Here is a 15017-nt window from a genome sequence, read left to right as displayed (position 1 = left end):
TCTGAGGTAAAGCACCCTTGACTGTAAAGCGTCCTTGTCTGTAAAGTAACGTTTACACAGCGATGAAGGAGAGCGATAAAAATGAACGCAGAACTATCGTCCAAAACCAGATGGGGTCGTTCGCGATTTGGTGGAGGCGCAGCCCTGTTGATCGGCATCAGCCTTATCGCAGGTGCGGCCCTAGCTCTTGGAGCTGGTTTGCTCTTTGCCAAGCTGAACGCCCCACAGAACCCAGTTTTTGCCACACTGATTATGGCCGCGGCCTTGTGGCCGATACTGTCCGTCATTTTCTGGGTCTTGTTGGTTGACCGAAATACGGTTCGCGGATCCCTAAGAAATCCCGAGATCTCAATTGAAGGTCAATGGCATGACGAGGCTGTTGTCAAAGTGTTCCAAGACCTGATGATTATTTGCGGTCTCGGCGCAGCGGTATTTTCGTTTATCAACGTGCAGGCATCTGTAAGCCTGGTGCTCACCGGTGTTTTGCTACTCACCGGGGCAGATTTCATCCTGCGCTACTTCTTGATCAAGCGGGCGCAGAGCTAGTGCAGAGCAATCTCAGTGAATACCGCAAGGACCGCGGGATCTCCCAACAGGCGCTAGCCGACCTGCTGGGGGTCTCCAGGCAGACGATCATTTCCCTAGAAAAAGGGCGCTACGACCCGTCCTTGCCGCTGGCGTTTAAACTCGCCGCACAGTTCAACTGCCGTATCGAAGACCTATTTATCCCCGAGGATCTTTAGTGACCGGCAAATAGCGGGCGCACCGCCAGTGTGAAAATCGCGCCACCGAGGACACAAACCACCGGGGTTAATAGCCAGTGCCAGACCACGCGGTACACATTGCGCCAAGCCACCGATTCAAAAGACTGATTCCGGCCAGCGCCGATAATACCGCTGGTCACCGCCTGCGTTGTGGACAGCGGTAGGTGGACCAACAGGGAGCCAACAAAGAGCATGCCAGCAGCCACGCCCTGGGCAATCATGCCGCGCAACGGATCAAAGTGCACCAAGCGCCGGCCCAGGGTATAGGTAATCCTCCAGCCGCCCAGCAGCACGCCGAAGCTCAAGGCGGAAGCCGCCGTGAGCTGAATGGCCACGGTCAGTGGCCCAGGATTCATCATCTGGCCGGTGATGAGCACCAGACTCAACAGGGCGCCGGTGCGCTGGCCGTCCTGCAGTCCAAGACCCAGAGCCACCGCCCCCGCCGCAACCGCCTGTCCCGCTTTGGAGCCTTCGTTGACGGAGCGCGATGTGGTGTGGCGCAAGAACCAGGTTGCCGGGAAAACTAAGAGGTAGGACAGGACATAGGCGATGATTGAGGCCAGCACCATCGGGATGATCACCGAGGACAGCAACAAGCCCCACACATTGCGAGTGGACTCATCGCCCATGATCGCCGAGGCACCACTGCCACCGGCTAAAGCGGAGAGTAATGCGTGCGTGGAACTAATCGGCAAACCGCGCCACCAACAATAAATGCCCCAGATGCCGGCGACGATCAGCCCGCTGATCAGCAGTTTTAACCCAGCAACTCCCGAGGGCACGTTGATGTTCAGTTCCTGCACCAGGGTCACACTCAACCCCGAAGTTGCCATGGTGCCAATGAAGGCGAACACCGCCGCTAAAGACACCGCAATGGCCGGGCGCAACGCCCTGGTGCGCACCGAAGCTGCCACCGCGGTGGAGGCGTCACGCATGCCGTTGAGCACGGCGTAGGCCAGCGTCAGGACGACCGCCACAGCGGTGAGGACCGTAATGAGGGTCATGGGTTTTAGGATTCCTTGACCAGCACTCGACCGAGGTGGTCGGCGAACTGGCGCAGAGTGTTGACGGTGAGCATCAGCTGGTCGGCGACCTGCTGATGGCGGTGAATGGTGCCAGCCTTAGCAAAATTAGCGATCTCATCGCCCCACACAAGGTGGGTGCGTGCGGCACGTTTGGAGAACTGAAGCATCTGCATCCAGTGATCTTCCAAATCATCGAGGTTGTTCAGTCGTTGCACCGCATCGGAGGCCAACTCAGCAAGCTGGCCAATCAACTCCAACTGCTCCGAGGAACGCTCGGAGAGCGGGGTGGAACCCACGGTCATAATCAGTTCGCCGGTACCACGCAGGTGCTCCATGGTCTCGTGCAAGAAGCGCGAGAGTGCGTACATGTCCTCGCGTGGCAGCGGGCTGATGTAGCTCGTTCTTAAGTGGGTGAGCACCGCGTGCACCAAGTCCGAGGCCTCGGCTTCAGCATTTGCAAGGTTGCGCAATTGTTCCGTGCGCGTGCTAGGACTGCCGATCATTTCGGCCACACTAGCCACGGACCCCCGAATGGTGGTGGTCAGAGCACAAAGCAACTCAATGCCACGCGAGGAGGAGGGAAAGACCTGGAACTTCACTTTTTGGGCGCACCATTCAAATCGACAGCTTTTGGTACCAACGCAGAACAGTTTACGACGTGGAAGTTAACGCCGGGGGATTGAAGGTGTCGGACCGGGAACGCCTCTCGGCGGAAGGCCGCTCGAAGCGGCAGAATTTTGGAGCCCGGGGTTACCAGCGGCCCGACACCGTTACCTAGTTTTCTCGCCTTACGCCCCTGATGTCAACCGTAATAACCTGTGCGTGTAATTTCTCACGCTAACGACGCAGATTCTTTTCCGCACCGCTCAGGCATAACAGCGCGCAACAGAACCAGATGGCGCCTGCCGGACCGAGACCAGCGGCCACTGAACTTGAAATAACCGGTAAAGCTACTTGTCCGAGCCGGTTTCCCATAAGCCGCACGGCCAGTGCAGACCCACGATCCACCGTGGGCACCAAGGTAGAAATCATGGTCATGGTCATCGGCTGACCCAGACCTAGGAAGAAGCCTCCAATGAGCAGCGCCAACCCAGAAACCCAGAGCACGTCGATGAACGTCGGAGCCAACGCGATGGAAACGCCGGAAATGTACAGGCTGGCGACCAACATTTGGCGTCGGTCAAAGTGCGCGGAGAGTTTCGGAATGAACAATCGTGACACCACTGAAGCGCAACCACGAATGGCCAAAAGCACACCAACTGCTGCCGGTGTGACGTCATGTTTCTCCGCAACCAGCGGTAGGAAGGCAGTCAAAATGTCCAACATAGACAGCAAGGTCAACGACGCAAACATATGCGAGATCATGCCCTTGATTTTCAGGATCGAACCGATGGACGCTGTGGAGCGTTCCGGGCGCGCAGAGGTGACCGACTTGGAGGTTCGAGGCTGCCAATTGGGAAGCAAGAACGGCACCGCAAGTAGCGCGCATCCCGCGCCGATCCACAATGACTGGCTAATGTCGGCTATTCGCTGCGCCGAGTGGGCATCCGTGCCGGTGCCCAGCAGCAGGCCGCCAACTAGCGGGCCCAAAAATTGCCCGGCCGCGTACGCAGCAGTGAACCAGCCGAAGCCTTTATCCAAATCACTGTCCGGGAAAAAGCGGGCGATGGATGACTGCCCACCGATGGTGAACATCAAATGCCCCAAGCCCAACACTGCGCTGGACAGGGCCACGCTGAGCGCATTAGGCGACAGGTTAATGCCCACACCGCCCACGGCAATCAGTGCCACACCGGCCACCATGAGTAACCGGATGCGTCGGATTCGAGAGCTAACCCGGCCCAAAAGCATTGCCGTGAATAGCGGCAGAATTGCGTAAGCGGCCGTCACCGCACCAACGGTAAATGAGCCAGAGCCAAAGGAGATGAGTTTATAGGTGGTCACCGGGCGAATGAGGTTTAAAGCTGCCTGGGACAGCAGTCCGGTGGCAATCAGTATCACCAGCCAACGCATGATCCCCGAAGAGTTCGCTTTTGATCCAGCGACCACACGTACCTGCCTAAAATTACGGGACTAGTTCCTCATCCATCCTAGAACTCTGTACTGGCTTTTTAATCCAATGCGTCTTGGCGCCACAGTCGGGCGCAGATTTCCAGATCGGCTGCGGTCCTGCTCAGCGCACGAGCCTGCTGTGTCAGCTTGCTGCCGCGATCACTATTGGACAGGTCAGCGGCATCAGCGTGTTCTGTCATTCCCAGCACAAGGACTCGGCAATAGGCCGCGGTACGCTCCAAGGCGTGGGCGAAATCTCCGTCAAATGCGCCGGATAGAATCGAGCCGGTCATGTTCTTCAGCTCTTCCGCGGTAGGAGGTTCGGCAACGCCGGCGACAATCCGTTCAACTTGGGCCCTATGTGCTCCTGCTTGGAAACGCGCCGAATGCACTTCTGGTTTACTCATGGTTGCCGCGCGAACTGCGTACAGACGCCATAGTGCGCCGGGCAGTGAATGGGCTGGTGCCTCACTCCACAGTTCTGCGAGCACCTCAAGACCCTCATTTTCGGCCACCGCAATCAGCCGGTTAGAAACCTCTGGGTCATTGTTGGCGATGCCACGGCGGACAAATGCTTGGGCTGAAAGATGAGCGGCTTCTGAAACGCGCGCCGGGTCGGCCCCACCTTCGTAGGGCTCGAATTCTTCGGGGGAGAAGGGGCGTGGTTTGTGATGACGGTATCCGGCATCCTGAGCTACTTTTGATCCTGCGCGTGCACCTTTCATGGGCTCAAGAATACTCCCCGAACCTTGAGAGTTCGTTAACTGGTGTTGCAGCGCACAAGGTGCGGGATTTAGCCAAATATGCGGTTGTCCGACGCGCTAATACGGCCGATTAATACTCACGCGGTTACATCAGGTAGTATGGTTTTTGGCCTTGTGCCGTGCGCCTTTAGCTCAGCTGGTAGAGCACTGGACTTTTAATCCATTGGTCGCGGGTTCGATCCCCGCAGGGCGCACAACCAGAAGATCCCCTTCACCGATTCGGTGAAGGGGATCTTCGATTTTCGGCTCATTTTTTGCTTAGAGGACGCTTTGGGCGTACTCCCAAAGTTTCTCGGCGTGCTCAGGGTCAAGTGCGTGCGCAGCTACGCCGGCACCAGTGACACTTGTCGCGATGGCTGCTTCCTGATTGTCTTCGAAGTAACGTCCGGTGACGCCCGCTAGGATCGGTGACGCCGCAAGCAGAACATTCGTTGCCGCCCCTTGTTCCATTGTTTGGTAATGCGGCTGATCGATGCGGTTGCCTTCAGCGTCTGCCCCGCCCATTTTTTGCAATGTTTCCAAGTCGATGTGCCGCTGCAGATTGGTATTGATCCAGCCAGGCATGAGCGCGTTTGCGACGATACCGTCCTTCGCCCAGCGGTTCGCGATGCCAACTGCCAGCAGTACGCCTGCCGTTTTGGATTGGCCGTAGGCAACCCATGGATCGTAAGGTGTCTGCTCGAACTGGGGATCTTGATAGTTTAAGGGGTGGTTCCGATGTGCACCTGAGCTGACGATGGTTACTCGCGCATCGCCTGCGGCACGCAGTGCGTCATGTAACCAAGTGGTCAATGTGAAGTGGCCTAGATAGTTGGTAGCTAGTTGTATCTCCCAGCCGCCGGGCGCGCGTCGCAACTCAGGGATGGCCATGATTCCGGCGTTGGCTACCAATGAGTGCAGAGGTCCGTCCCAGGAATCAGTAAATTCGCGTACCGAGCCAAGATCTGCAAGGTCAAGCCGGGCCGCGTTAATCGTCCCGGGCCAGTTTTTGTCTTTTGCCTCTTGAATGATTGGTTGCAGTGCGGCTGGATTGCGGACGGCAGCGGTAACTTCGGCACCAGCCTTGGCAAGGGCGCGCACCGTTTGTGCTCCGATGCCGGAGGCTCCGCCAGTGACAATCATGCGTTTGCCATTAAGTGCGACCCCGTCCAGAATGTGATCTGCCGTTGCGCGAGGGGTGAACTCGGTGGTGATTAGATTGGTCATTTGTGCTACTTTTATGAACTTCTTCCACAATAGGCCCGCGAGAGATAGACTATCTATCGTTATGAGTCCAGAAAAACCTATAAATCATCCAGATTTGATCGATCCACTTGAGGACGTCCTCGCATTACTCAAGGCCCGTGGTGAGCGTACTTCGACCTTCACCGGCCGTGGGGCATGGGCGGTGCGATTTCCGGCTCCGGGCGGAGCCAAGTTCAATTCGGTTTTAGAAGGTTCCTGCACACTGGATACCGAAGGTTTGGCTCAGCCGCTGACCTTAAATACAGGTGATTCTTTCCTGCTTACCCGACCGCAAGAATTTGTCCTCTCCACTTCCGGTCAGGTTCCCGAACAGCAAGCTTCCTCGCTATTCCGGGCCACGGCCGGTCGTAGCGCAGAGGCTGGTGCCAGCGAGCAACCGGTGAGCGCAGTGCTAATCGGCGGGAGCTTCAGGTTTGACCGCAACGCGCATGAGCTGTTGCTGGATTCGCTTCCGCCGGTCATTCATTTACCGGCGCACGCTCCGGGTGCTGCGATGTCACAGTACTTATTGGGGAGGATTGGTCACGAATCATCTGACCAGCGTATTGGCGCCGGTGTTGTAGGCGCACACCTAGCAGTTGTCCTGTTGATCGATATCATTCGTCATTATCTGGCTCAGGATCCGCAAGGCACTGGCTGGCTCAATGGGCTCTCTGATCCAGTTGCGTCCGACGCATTGCGTTCCATACACAGCAACCCGTCAGCGCGTTGGACTGTTCAGCTTCTTGCTGATGAAGCGCATGTTTCCCGATCCACCTTGGCGGCCAGATTTAAAGCGGTTGTAGGGGTCGGTCCGCTTGAATATCTCACACGTTGGCGCGTTGAGATTGGGGCCCACCGTCTGACCTCTACAGATGAAACCATTGCCACTATCGCTGAAGAAGTTGGTTATGGTTCGGAAGCTGCCTTCGCCCTTGCTTTTAAGCGGGAGTTGGGGAGTCCTCCGGGAACTTACCGGCGAACCGCATTGCAAGGTTCAGAGCGTTTTTGATGATCGACCACGGCGTAATAGCCGTGGCCAAATCCGCTACGGCAACAAATAAAAGATGGTGGGCATGCACCCATTCGGCGATGCCCTGCCTTCAGTAACCGATATCTGGACGCGGACCTTCCAAATATTCGAGTGACGACAGAGAAATGCCGAGTATTCTCAGAAAATCATGGAGCTGAAGTAGACAGCTTCTATGAATCGTTGGTTGAGGACAAGTCCTAGACGTAAGGCTCCAAGAACTTGATGATCCGTTCCATGACCAGCGCCCTGGCCGCAGGATCATGCGAAGGCAAGGAGCTGTCGGTAAACAGATGTTGGTTTCCCGGGTAGGTGAACAACTGCGCCACGTCTTTACCTTCACCTTCGGCGAAGTTTTGTGCCGATTCCAAGTCGCCTTCCACGGCGAAGAATGGATCTTCATCCATACCGTGGATCTGTACTGGAACATTTTCCGGCCATGGCCCGAAGCTCCAGTCGGCGTCCAGGTCTACGAAGGACTCAAGCAACACAGCTGCGACGGTTCCCGGGCGCTGTTGTGCGCACTGTTGGGCCAAGGCTGCACCCCACGAAGTGCCGATGTACACCAGCTCTTCGGGTAGCTTGCTGAAGAGCTTGTCCACGCGTTCTTGGATCTTGTCTTCGCTGAGCTTGTTGGCCAGACGAATTCCGGACTCAAGGTCCTTGGGGAGTTTTCCTGCAAACAGATCCAGAGTATGAACCGTGTGCCCGGCCGCACGCAGTTCGCCCGCCATCGCTTGGACGCCGGGGGTTAGTCCTTGGACGTGGTGGAACAAAACAATGGTTGCCATGACAGTACTCCTAGAGGTCTCTAGCGTTCGTCGACGAGGTTATTAATACGTTGAGGTAAGTGCTCCAAAGCGAGATCCCAGCCAGGCATTTGGCTGTTGATTTCTACGCTGTAGCCTTCAACCAGCATGAATTCTGCACAGGTAAGGGCTTCTTGCCCTGATCCGGTTTCGTAAATGAACGCACGTTTAATATCAGTCCAGAGCAAGGTGGCGGACTGGTCGATGACCAGTCCGGTGTTTACTACTTCAACGGTGCGCTGGGGATATGACATGTTCCACTTGCTTTCGAGATCCGCGGCGGTGTGCTTTGCTCAAGTCTAAACCGGAAGCACACCGCCAGTTGGGGATCAAACCGGGTCGGGGTAGGACTTGCTCAGGTTTCCTTGTGCCGAGAGTTCAAGAAAATAGTCCAGCTTCAGCTGTGCCAGGAACTGCTGATCGTGGCTGACTACCAACAACGCTCCACGGTAGGTCTGCAAAGCTTCGGCTAGCTGTCGCACACTGTCGATATCCAGATTATTTGTCGGCTCGTCGAGTATGAGCATTTGCGCAGTGGGCTCAGCCAGTAAGAGCGTGGCTAGATAAACGCGGAAGCGCTCACCGCCTGAAAGTGTGCCCAGTACCCGATCTGCGCTGGCACCACGCAACAGCAATCGGGCGAGCATATTGCGAATCTGCCCGCTATTTACCGACGGCGCTACGGCAGCCACGTTGTCCATGGCGCTGAGCTGGTCATCAAGACCCACCAGCCGCTGCGGTAGATAGCCGACGCGCTCTAGGTGCAGCGTCCCGCTCAGTTGCTCTTCGGGCTTTGTGCCTGAAACTAATTGCCGCAACAAGGTGCTTTTGCCTGACCCATTAGGCCCGATCAGCCCGACTCGTTCAGGACCCTGAATGATGTGCTGAGTTAGACCAGAAAGCACCGTAGCCACCTGCTTACCTGCGGGCAACTGTGGATCAGGCAGTTCAAGGTTAATATGTTCAACCTCTCTCACTTTTTGATCCGCGTCATCAACCTTTCCCTGAGCGCTCTCGACCTTTCCCTCCAGATTTGAGCGCATCTTTCCAGCATTCGCTTCGGACTTCTGACGCAGGCTATTGGCCAGAATCTTCGGTAATCCGCCGCCGAGTTGTTCGGCACGGACTTTGCGTTTGGCGCGCGCCAGCTTGGTCTCAGCCTCCACGCGCTGACGCTTTTCCACCTTCAGGTGATTTTGAGCAGTTTTTGCCGCTTGCTGTGCGGCGAGCTGTTCAGTATCCAGCTGCTGAAGGTAAACGCTGTAGGGCCCGCCAAATACGCGCAGTTCCCCGGCATACAGTTCCCCGGTGTGCTCCATTAGCTCTAACAACGCCAGATCGTGGCTGACCACAATCAACGATCCTTTCCAAGAACGCACCAGATCATAGAGCAGTTCACGGGTGGGCGCATCAAGATTATTGGTTGGTTCATCAAGCAGAGTGGTCTCGTTTCCGGCAAGCTGTAGGCCCAGCACGGCCAGCAACATGGCTTCGCCACCGGAGAGTGAACCTACCTCACGTTCCAAACTCAGGTGCCCAAGGCCAAGCCGGTCCAACTCAGCTTCAATACGCGCTTCTACATCCCAGTTATCGCCCACCGCATCAAAGTCGGCCGGATCGACACTGCCAGCCTCAATGGCTCGCAGCGCAACAAGCGACTTGTCAACGCGAAGTAGCTGCGCCACAGTTGCGTTCTTTTCCGAGGTGATCGTTTGTGGCAGGTAGCCGATCTGGGCGTTAGCTTCAATTGATCCGCTGGTAGGCTTCAGCAGCCCGGCCATGAGCTTAAGCAGTGTCGATTTTCCGCTGCCATTTCTGCCGGTGAGTCCGACTCGTCCGGCCGGGAAGGTTCCTTCCAAGTTAGTTAAAGCGCGCCTCGCCGGCAGGCCATTGGAAGCTGAGATTATGCAGGGTTATTGGTGGAGTCAAAGACATATATTCCTCCCACAGATGGTGAAGAGGCTGCCGACTGGCGGAATCAAGAACTGGCTCAACCTATAGGGAGCTAGAAAGAAAGGGACACCGTAGCCGGTAGCCAAAATGAACGGGTCGCGCCGAGTATGAAGGGCGCAAGATCATTGGCTAGCTTAGTAGGTATCCATGAAAACGAGTGTAACAGCAGATTGTTGTCTCGTCGTTAACGAACTTTCGGCCCGCATCCAGCAAAGGATGCGAGCCGAAAACTAAGACTGTGAAGGGTTACTTCCAGGCGCGGTGTACCGCGACGATGCCGCCGGTCAGATTACGGTATTCCACATTCTTCCAGTCAACGTTGATGAACTTGGCGCCCAGATCCTCCTGGTTTGGCCAAGCCGCGATGGACTCTGCCAGGTACGCGTAAGCGGTTGGGTTAGGCGAAACAATGTAGCCCAGCGCAGGGATCACGCGTGGCAAAAATTGCTGGTAGGCCACCTTGATTGGGGTAACCGTTGGGGTGGAGAACTCAGCGACGACGATGCGTCCGCCTGGCTTGGTCACGCGACGCAGCTCCGAGAGTGCCTTCTCGGTGTCGTCGATATTGCGCAGACCGTAGGAGATGGTCACCGCATCAAAGGTGTCATCTTCAAATGGAAGTTCGTGTGCGTCGCCGTAGACGAAGTCCAGCTGTGGGTAACGCTTGCGTCCTTCTTCGAGCATGCCGTTGGACATGTCGCAGGCGGTGACATTGGCGCCCGCTGCTGCCAACGGGACCGAAGAGGTGCCGGTGCCAGCTGCTAGGTCGAGGATGCGCTCGCCGGGCTTTGGGGCAATAGCCTCGGTGGTGATCTTGCGCCAGTAGTTCACAATGCCACCGGTCATCAAGGTATTGAGCAAGTCGTAGCGTGGAGCCAGCTTGTCGAACATGTCCTGAACCTGATCGGCCTTCTTATCCAGGCCCGCGCGCGCGTTGTGAGAACTCATGAAGCTAAGTCTTTCATATTTGCGCGCGAGCGAAGACAGGATGTGGGGCGAATCGCCATCTAGAGAATTGATTCGAGCCGGGCGTAGCTGGCTTCCATTCCCTCTGTCATTCCGGTGGCGAGCACCATGTCGCGGGTTTGCGCGTCGGGATAGGTAATGAGCGCGGTGAGCAGGGTTCCGCCGTCATTTGGTGTCAGTGTCAGCTCGTTCACCGTGGCTGGGTAGTCCGTGTCGATCATCTGCTCGGTGGTCTGTTCATAGGACTGCGGCAAGGATTCCAGCACGGCGCCGGTGAACCCGAACCCGGAACCCGCATCAGCAGAAATCGGCTCCCACCAGTATCGGTAGGTCTCGCCTGTTTCCTGCGCCGTTGCACATTCAGTCATCTGCCATCCGTCGGGGCCGAGCATCCAGCGCTTTATGAGCTGCTCGTCATGGTGAGCCCGCCAAACTTGCGCGACTGACCCGCGAATCAGGCGGGTGATGCGTACCTGGGTATCAGAGAGAATCTGTGCATCGGTACTGAAATTTTCGGCGTAGTCACGCAGGTCGATGAGGACCTGTTCGATCTGGCTCATCGCCGAACGGGTGCCATCGATCATGCCCATGGCCACCACCTGTTCTAGTTCCTCGACGGAGTCAAAAACCGCGGTAATGCTCAGCTTTGATCCTTCGGGTGTCGGGTCGAAAGTGAAGACCATGCGGCTGAGTGGCAAATCGGTATTCGGAGTCCCGTCTGCATGCGCAAAGCCGTCACTAACTTCGAAGAACTTGTGCTCGACGATTTCGTTCCAGATCCAATAACCGTGAAATTCTTCTCCCTCGGGCGTGGTCATGTGGTAATTCGAACGACCGCCAACAATGGCATCATGTCGGGTGAAAGTTGCCGGGCATTCAACCGGACCCCAGAACTTTTCAAGCTGCCGGGCATCAAGGTAGGCATCCCAAAGGCGGGATACCTTGACCGGAAATTCTGCATGGACGGTCAGCGAGAGTGTTTCCGGATCTTTGACAACGGATGTGACGGGCATGGGAATGCTCCTTATTTGTCCCCATCGGCGAGCAAATCATCGAGCCTGCTGATGCGCTGACGCCAGATGCCTTCGAGGGAAGAAAGTAGTTCTTGTGCGTGCCGGATGGTGTCCGGCTGTCCGCGAACTATGCGTTCGCGACCACGTGCGATTTTGATGACCAGACCAGCGGCTTCCAATGCGGCGACGTGTTTCTGAACGGCCGCAAACGACATGTCGTAGCTTGCGGCAAGTTCAGAAACGCTGACCTCGACGTGAAGGGTCCGCCGTACGATATCTCTTCGTGTGGCGTCTGCCAAGGCGCGGAAGACCTTGTTCGTCTGTTCTTCGCTCAACTCATATACAACCATTTGGTTGTATATTACTCTCGCGCAGAGGGCAGAGTAAAGAAATGGGTAAAAATAAAAGAAAGATAGTGTACTTGTCGACTATAAATTGGGCTCAATGTAGGTGACTTGTCGAACCGAATGCTCTGGCGGGGCTTGATATCTCTTCTCAAGCTTCCGCTATTGACCTAGTCTGGTTGGAACTGCAAAGAACCAACTTTTTAATGGGGTGAAGGGGAGTATGGGCACGTCTGCTATCGACTGGTCCAACGCAACTCGCCGCGCACAAAAAGCCCGCGAGCTACTCTCCACACAAGAAGCGGCTCTAGGTGAGCTTCCATTGCGCACAGATGTTCGCGAATCCTGGAAACGGTCACTGGCCCAAACGGGTTCGCTCCAAGGCCCACCGGTTTTGAGCGACGACCGGCTGCGCCTTGCCCGTGAACGCAGTGAACTTCAGCGGATCTGGCCTGTTTTTGAAAAGCTCCTTGTTCCTGCCGCGACCGACGCCAATCTTTTGGTCGCGCTGGCGGATGCCGGAGGAACGTTGTTGTGGGTGGCGGGTAGTAACAGCTCCATGAGCCAAGCCGAGCACGTAGGTTTTATGGCCGGTGCCGACTGGGCCGAAAAGTCGGTCGGCACCTCCGCGCCTGGCATGGCGTTGGCCACCGGGGAAGGATCTCAAGTTTCCGGTGCGGAGCATCTTTACGAGCAAGCGCAGCAATACAGCTGTTCGGCGGTTCCCATTCGCAACCCGCGCACCGGACAGGTGATAGGCGCGATTGATCTGACCGGTGGGCCGGATGCGATCGCCATGCACTCTATGCCGCTATTGCAGGCCTCCGTGATGGCTGCAGAAACTCAGCTGCTACTTCCTGGCGCAGGTGTGGTGGCTGACCCGGATTACCTTGATTTGGGTCAACCCGATGGTGCTCACCTTGGATCGCACCCAATTTCTTTGAGGCATGCCGAGATCTTGACTCTTTTGGCTCAACATCGTGATGGGCTCTCCAGCGCACAGCTGGTTGACGAGCTGTTTGAAAGGCCGGATTCCGCAGCCGAAGGCACCGTCCGTGCGGAAATGGTGCGACTGCGCAAAGTCTTGGCTGGATTCCCGGGGCGTTCCTTGAATTCTCGCCCGTACCGTTTGCAGTGGGAACTGCAAACTACCCTCGGACGACTGCGTCGAGCGCTAGAAAGTGGCGATATCGAATCCGCGCTGCAGCTCTACTCGCCGGGCATGCTTGAGCGCTCGCAAGCTCCCGGCATTTTGGTACTGCGCTACCGTGCTGAGGCCGCGCTGCGTGAATTGGTGATGGACCGCGGTACCGCGCAACAGCTACTGAACCTCGGCCGCCAGCTCACCGATTCAAACCTTTTGCGCTCGGCCCTGCGTGAACTTCCGGCCACCTCTCCGGCCCGTTCGCTGATCGTTGCCGAGATCCAAGAACTCGAAGTCTAAAACTGTCGGTGCGTTGCAACCTACCTGCAACGTTTCTGTGACTAGAGTCACACTCAAGGCACTGCGGGGAAACTCGCGGCATCAGTCACTGACAAAGGAGTCACCATGAGTGTTTATGCAAACCCGAACACCGACGGCGCGCTGGTCAATTTTAAAGAGCGCTACGAAAACTACATTGGTGGGCAGTGGGTCGCCCCAGTTAAGGGCATGTACTTCGAAAATGTCACCCCGGTCACCGGCAAGGTCTTCTGCGAAGTTGCCCGTTCCACCGCCGAAGACATCGAAGTGGCACTGGATGCAGCACATGCCGCAGCTCCGGCCTGGGGCAAAACCAGCCCAGCCGAACGTGCGGTCATCCTGAACAAGATTGCCGACCGCATCGAAGGGAACCTTGAGATGCTGGCCGTGGCCGAAACCTGGGATAACGGCAAGGCTATCCGCGAATGCCTGAATGCCGACCTGCCGCTGGCTGTAGACCACTTCCGCTACTTCGCCGGAGCCATTCGCGCTCAAGAAGGCAGCTTGTCCCAGCTTGATGATGACACCACCGCCTATCACTATCATGAACCGCTAGGCGTGGTTGGGCAGATCATCCCTTGGAACTTCCCCATCCTGATGGCCGTGTGGAAACTGGCCCCAGCCCTCGCTGCCGGCAATGCGATTGTGCTCAAGCCAGCCGAGCAGACCCCGGTCTCCATTTTGGTGATGATGGAACTGATCGGTGACCTACTGCCAGCAGGTGTGCTGAACATCGTTAACGGTTTTGGTGTGGAAGCCGGCAAGCCGCTGGCCAGCAATAAGCGCATCCGCAAGATCGCGTTCACCGGTGAAACCACCACGGGCAGACTGATCATGCAGTACGCCTCCGAGAACCTGATCCCGGTCACCCTTGAGCTGGGCGGCAAGTCCCCAAACATCTTCTTTGAGGACATCGCCGCCAAGGACGACGCGTTCTACGACAAGGCCCAAGAGGGCTTCACCCTCTTTGCCCTGAACCAGGGTGAAGTCTGCACCTGCCCATCACGTGCGCTGATTCAGGAAAGCATCTACGACCGCTTTATGGGCGATGTGGTAGCCCGGACAAAGGCCATCAAGCAGGGCAACCCGCTGGATACCGACGTGATGATGGGTGCCCAAGCCTCCAATGACCAGCTGGAAAAGATCCTGTCCTACATGGACATTGGTAAGGCCGAAGGTGCCAAGGTACTGCTCGGCGGTGGCCGCGCAGACCTGGGTGGGGAGCTCTCCGGTGGCTTCTACGTGCAGCCGACCATCTTTGAAGGCACCAATGACATGCGCATCTTCCAGGAGGAGATCTTCGGGCCGGTGGTCGCGGTGACCAAGTTTAAGGACTACGACGATGCCATTAACATCGCCAACGACACCCTCTACGGCTTGGGTTCCGGTGTTTGGAGCCGTAACGGCAACGTCGCCTACCGTGCCGGCCGCGCTATTCAAGCCGGCCGTGTTTGGGTCAACCAGTATCACGCCTACCCGGCCCACTCGGCCTTCGGCGGTTACAAGTCTTCGGGCATCGGACGTGAGAATCACCTGATGATGCTTGATCACTACCAGCAGACCAAGAACCTGCTGGTCTCCTACTCGGAAGATAAACTCGGCTTCTTCTAA

The 15017-nt window shown here is 56.7% G+C and carries 16 protein-coding genes and 1 tRNA gene; 6 read left to right on the top strand and 11 right to left on the bottom strand.

Annotated features, from left to right (window positions below; all coding sequences use genetic code 11):
- Positions 1-81 precede the first annotated feature (81 nt).
- Positions 82-546 carry a hypothetical protein gene (locus tag N6V40_RS02055; RefSeq protein WP_262198757.1) on the top strand — a complete coding sequence of 155 codons (465 nt, stop codon included), beginning with the start codon at positions 82-84 and terminating at the stop codon, positions 544-546.
- A complete protein-coding gene (locus N6V40_RS02050) occupies positions 546-743 on the top strand; it encodes a helix-turn-helix transcriptional regulator (RefSeq protein ID WP_131090732.1) in 198 nt (65 codons plus the stop codon). The genes N6V40_RS02055 and N6V40_RS02050 overlap by 1 nt, the downstream gene beginning before the upstream one ends.
- Here N6V40_RS02050 and N6V40_RS02045 read toward each other — a convergent pair.
- The 4 genes from N6V40_RS02045 to N6V40_RS02030 all read right to left on the bottom strand — a co-directional run bounded on the left by N6V40_RS02045 (position 740) and on the right by N6V40_RS02030 (position 4566).
- Positions 740-1768 carry an inorganic phosphate transporter gene (locus tag N6V40_RS02045; RefSeq protein WP_131090731.1) on the bottom strand — a complete coding sequence of 343 codons (1029 nt, stop codon included), beginning with the start codon at positions 1766-1768 and terminating at the stop codon, positions 740-742. The two genes, N6V40_RS02050 and N6V40_RS02045, sit on opposite strands and share 4 nt — an antisense overlap.
- A gap of 5 nt (positions 1769-1773) precedes the next feature.
- Positions 1774-2259 (bottom strand): hypothetical protein, encoded by a 486-nt coding sequence (locus tag N6V40_RS02040; RefSeq protein ID WP_262198755.1) that lies wholly within the window; start codon positions 2257-2259, stop codon positions 1774-1776.
- A gap of 367 nt (positions 2260-2626) precedes the next feature.
- Positions 2627-3838, bottom strand: coding sequence for an MFS transporter (locus N6V40_RS02035; RefSeq protein ID WP_242632631.1), 1212 nt, complete (start codon positions 3836-3838; stop codon positions 2627-2629).
- Positions 3839-3900: 62 nt separating this feature from the next.
- Entirely contained in the window at positions 3901-4566 is a 666-nt protein-coding gene (locus tag N6V40_RS02030; RefSeq protein ID WP_131090729.1) for a hypothetical protein, read from the bottom strand.
- A 160-nt stretch (positions 4567-4726) separates the two neighbouring features.
- Between N6V40_RS02030 and N6V40_RS02025 the strand changes: the two genes are divergently transcribed.
- Positions 4727-4799 (top strand) — tRNA-Lys (locus N6V40_RS02025).
- A gap of 64 nt (positions 4800-4863) precedes the next feature.
- On the opposite strand, the gene N6V40_RS02020 is transcribed toward N6V40_RS02025, so the two are convergent.
- On the bottom strand, positions 4864-5811 hold the full coding sequence (locus N6V40_RS02020) for an SDR family NAD(P)-dependent oxidoreductase (protein ID WP_262198753.1): 948 nt from the start codon (positions 5809-5811) through the stop codon (positions 4864-4866).
- A 61-nt stretch (positions 5812-5872) separates the two neighbouring features.
- Between N6V40_RS02020 and N6V40_RS02015 the strand changes: the two genes are divergently transcribed.
- Positions 5873-6841 carry an AraC family transcriptional regulator gene (locus N6V40_RS02015; RefSeq protein WP_262198751.1) on the top strand — a complete coding sequence of 323 codons (969 nt, stop codon included), beginning with the start codon at positions 5873-5875 and terminating at the stop codon, positions 6839-6841.
- A 218-nt stretch (positions 6842-7059) separates the two neighbouring features.
- Here N6V40_RS02015 and N6V40_RS02010 read toward each other — a convergent pair whose 3' ends face one another.
- The 6 genes from N6V40_RS02010 to N6V40_RS01985 all read right to left on the bottom strand — a co-directional run bounded on the left by N6V40_RS02010 (position 7060) and on the right by N6V40_RS01985 (position 11950).
- Positions 7060-7650: a dienelactone hydrolase family protein gene (locus N6V40_RS02010; RefSeq protein ID WP_262198749.1), complete on the bottom strand. Its 591-nt coding sequence runs from the start codon at positions 7648-7650 to the stop codon at positions 7060-7062.
- Between the two features lie 20 nt (positions 7651-7670).
- Positions 7671-7922, bottom strand: coding sequence for a hypothetical protein (locus N6V40_RS02005; RefSeq protein WP_131090726.1), 252 nt, complete (start codon positions 7920-7922; stop codon positions 7671-7673).
- A gap of 75 nt (positions 7923-7997) precedes the next feature.
- Positions 7998-9527, bottom strand: a complete 1530-nt coding sequence (locus N6V40_RS02000; protein WP_315973754.1) for an ABC-F family ATP-binding cassette domain-containing protein — start codon at positions 9525-9527, stop codon at positions 7998-8000.
- 340 nt (positions 9528-9867) lie between these two features.
- On the bottom strand, positions 9868-10569 hold the full coding sequence (locus N6V40_RS01995) for a class I SAM-dependent methyltransferase (protein WP_131090724.1): 702 nt from the start codon (positions 10567-10569) through the stop codon (positions 9868-9870).
- Between the two features lie 59 nt (positions 10570-10628).
- Complete coding sequence (locus N6V40_RS01990) at positions 10629-11600, bottom strand: SRPBCC family protein (protein ID WP_131090723.1); 972 nt, start codon at positions 11598-11600, stop codon at positions 10629-10631.
- Positions 11601-11611: 11 nt separating this feature from the next.
- Positions 11612-11950, bottom strand: coding sequence for an ArsR/SmtB family transcription factor (locus N6V40_RS01985; protein WP_131090722.1), 339 nt, complete (start codon positions 11948-11950; stop codon positions 11612-11614).
- Between the two features lie 217 nt (positions 11951-12167).
- On the opposite strand from N6V40_RS01985, the gene N6V40_RS01980 reads away from it, so the two are divergent.
- Positions 12168-13388 (top strand): sigma-54-dependent transcriptional regulator family protein, encoded by a 1221-nt coding sequence (locus N6V40_RS01980; RefSeq protein WP_131090721.1) that lies wholly within the window; start codon positions 12168-12170, stop codon positions 13386-13388.
- A 105-nt stretch (positions 13389-13493) separates the two neighbouring features.
- Positions 13494-15017: an aldehyde dehydrogenase gene (adh, locus tag N6V40_RS01975; RefSeq protein ID WP_131090720.1), complete on the top strand. Its 1524-nt coding sequence runs from the start codon at positions 13494-13496 to the stop codon at positions 15015-15017.

Origin of the sequence: Glutamicibacter sp. M10 (genome assembly GCF_025452055.1) — a bacterium.
Classification (GTDB): Bacteria; Actinomycetota; Actinomycetes; order Actinomycetales; family Micrococcaceae; genus Glutamicibacter.
This window is presented reverse-complemented; position numbering and strand designations above follow the sequence as displayed.

What these genes read in the sequence shown, in the direction of transcription:
- N6V40_RS02045 (WP_131090731.1), bottom strand. Translation starts at nt 1,768, where the DNA reads ATGACCCTCATTACGGTCCTCACCGCTGTGGCGGTCGTCCTGACGCTG.
- N6V40_RS01990 (WP_131090723.1), bottom strand. Translation starts at nt 11,600, where the DNA reads ATGCCCGTCACATCCGTTGTCAAAGATCCGGAAACACTCTCGCTGACC.
- adh (WP_131090720.1), top strand. Translation starts at nt 13,494, where the DNA reads ATGAGTGTTTATGCAAACCCGAACACCGACGGCGCGCTGGTCAATTTT.
- N6V40_RS02030 (WP_131090729.1), bottom strand. Translation starts at nt 4,566, where the DNA reads ATGAAAGGTGCACGCGCAGGATCAAAAGTAGCTCAGGATGCCGGATAC.
- N6V40_RS02055 (WP_262198757.1), top strand. Translation starts at nt 82, where the DNA reads ATGAACGCAGAACTATCGTCCAAAACCAGATGGGGTCGTTCGCGATTT.
- N6V40_RS01995 (WP_131090724.1), bottom strand. Translation starts at nt 10,569, where the DNA reads ATGAGTTCTCACAACGCGCGCGCGGGCCTGGATAAGAAGGCCGATCAG.
- N6V40_RS02005 (WP_131090726.1), bottom strand. Translation starts at nt 7,922, where the DNA reads ATGTCATATCCCCAGCGCACCGTTGAAGTAGTAAACACCGGACTGGTC.
- N6V40_RS01985 (WP_131090722.1), bottom strand. Translation starts at nt 11,950, where the DNA reads ATGGTTGTATATGAGTTGAGCGAAGAACAGACGAACAAGGTCTTCCGC.
- N6V40_RS02015 (WP_262198751.1), top strand. Translation starts at nt 5,873, where the DNA reads ATGAGTCCAGAAAAACCTATAAATCATCCAGATTTGATCGATCCACTT.
- N6V40_RS01980 (WP_131090721.1), top strand. Translation starts at nt 12,168, where the DNA reads ATGGGCACGTCTGCTATCGACTGGTCCAACGCAACTCGCCGCGCACAA.
- N6V40_RS02010 (WP_262198749.1), bottom strand. Translation starts at nt 7,650, where the DNA reads ATGGCAACCATTGTTTTGTTCCACCACGTCCAAGGACTAACCCCCGGC.
- N6V40_RS02020 (WP_262198753.1), bottom strand. Translation starts at nt 5,811, where the DNA reads ATGACCAATCTAATCACCACCGAGTTCACCCCTCGCGCAACGGCAGAT.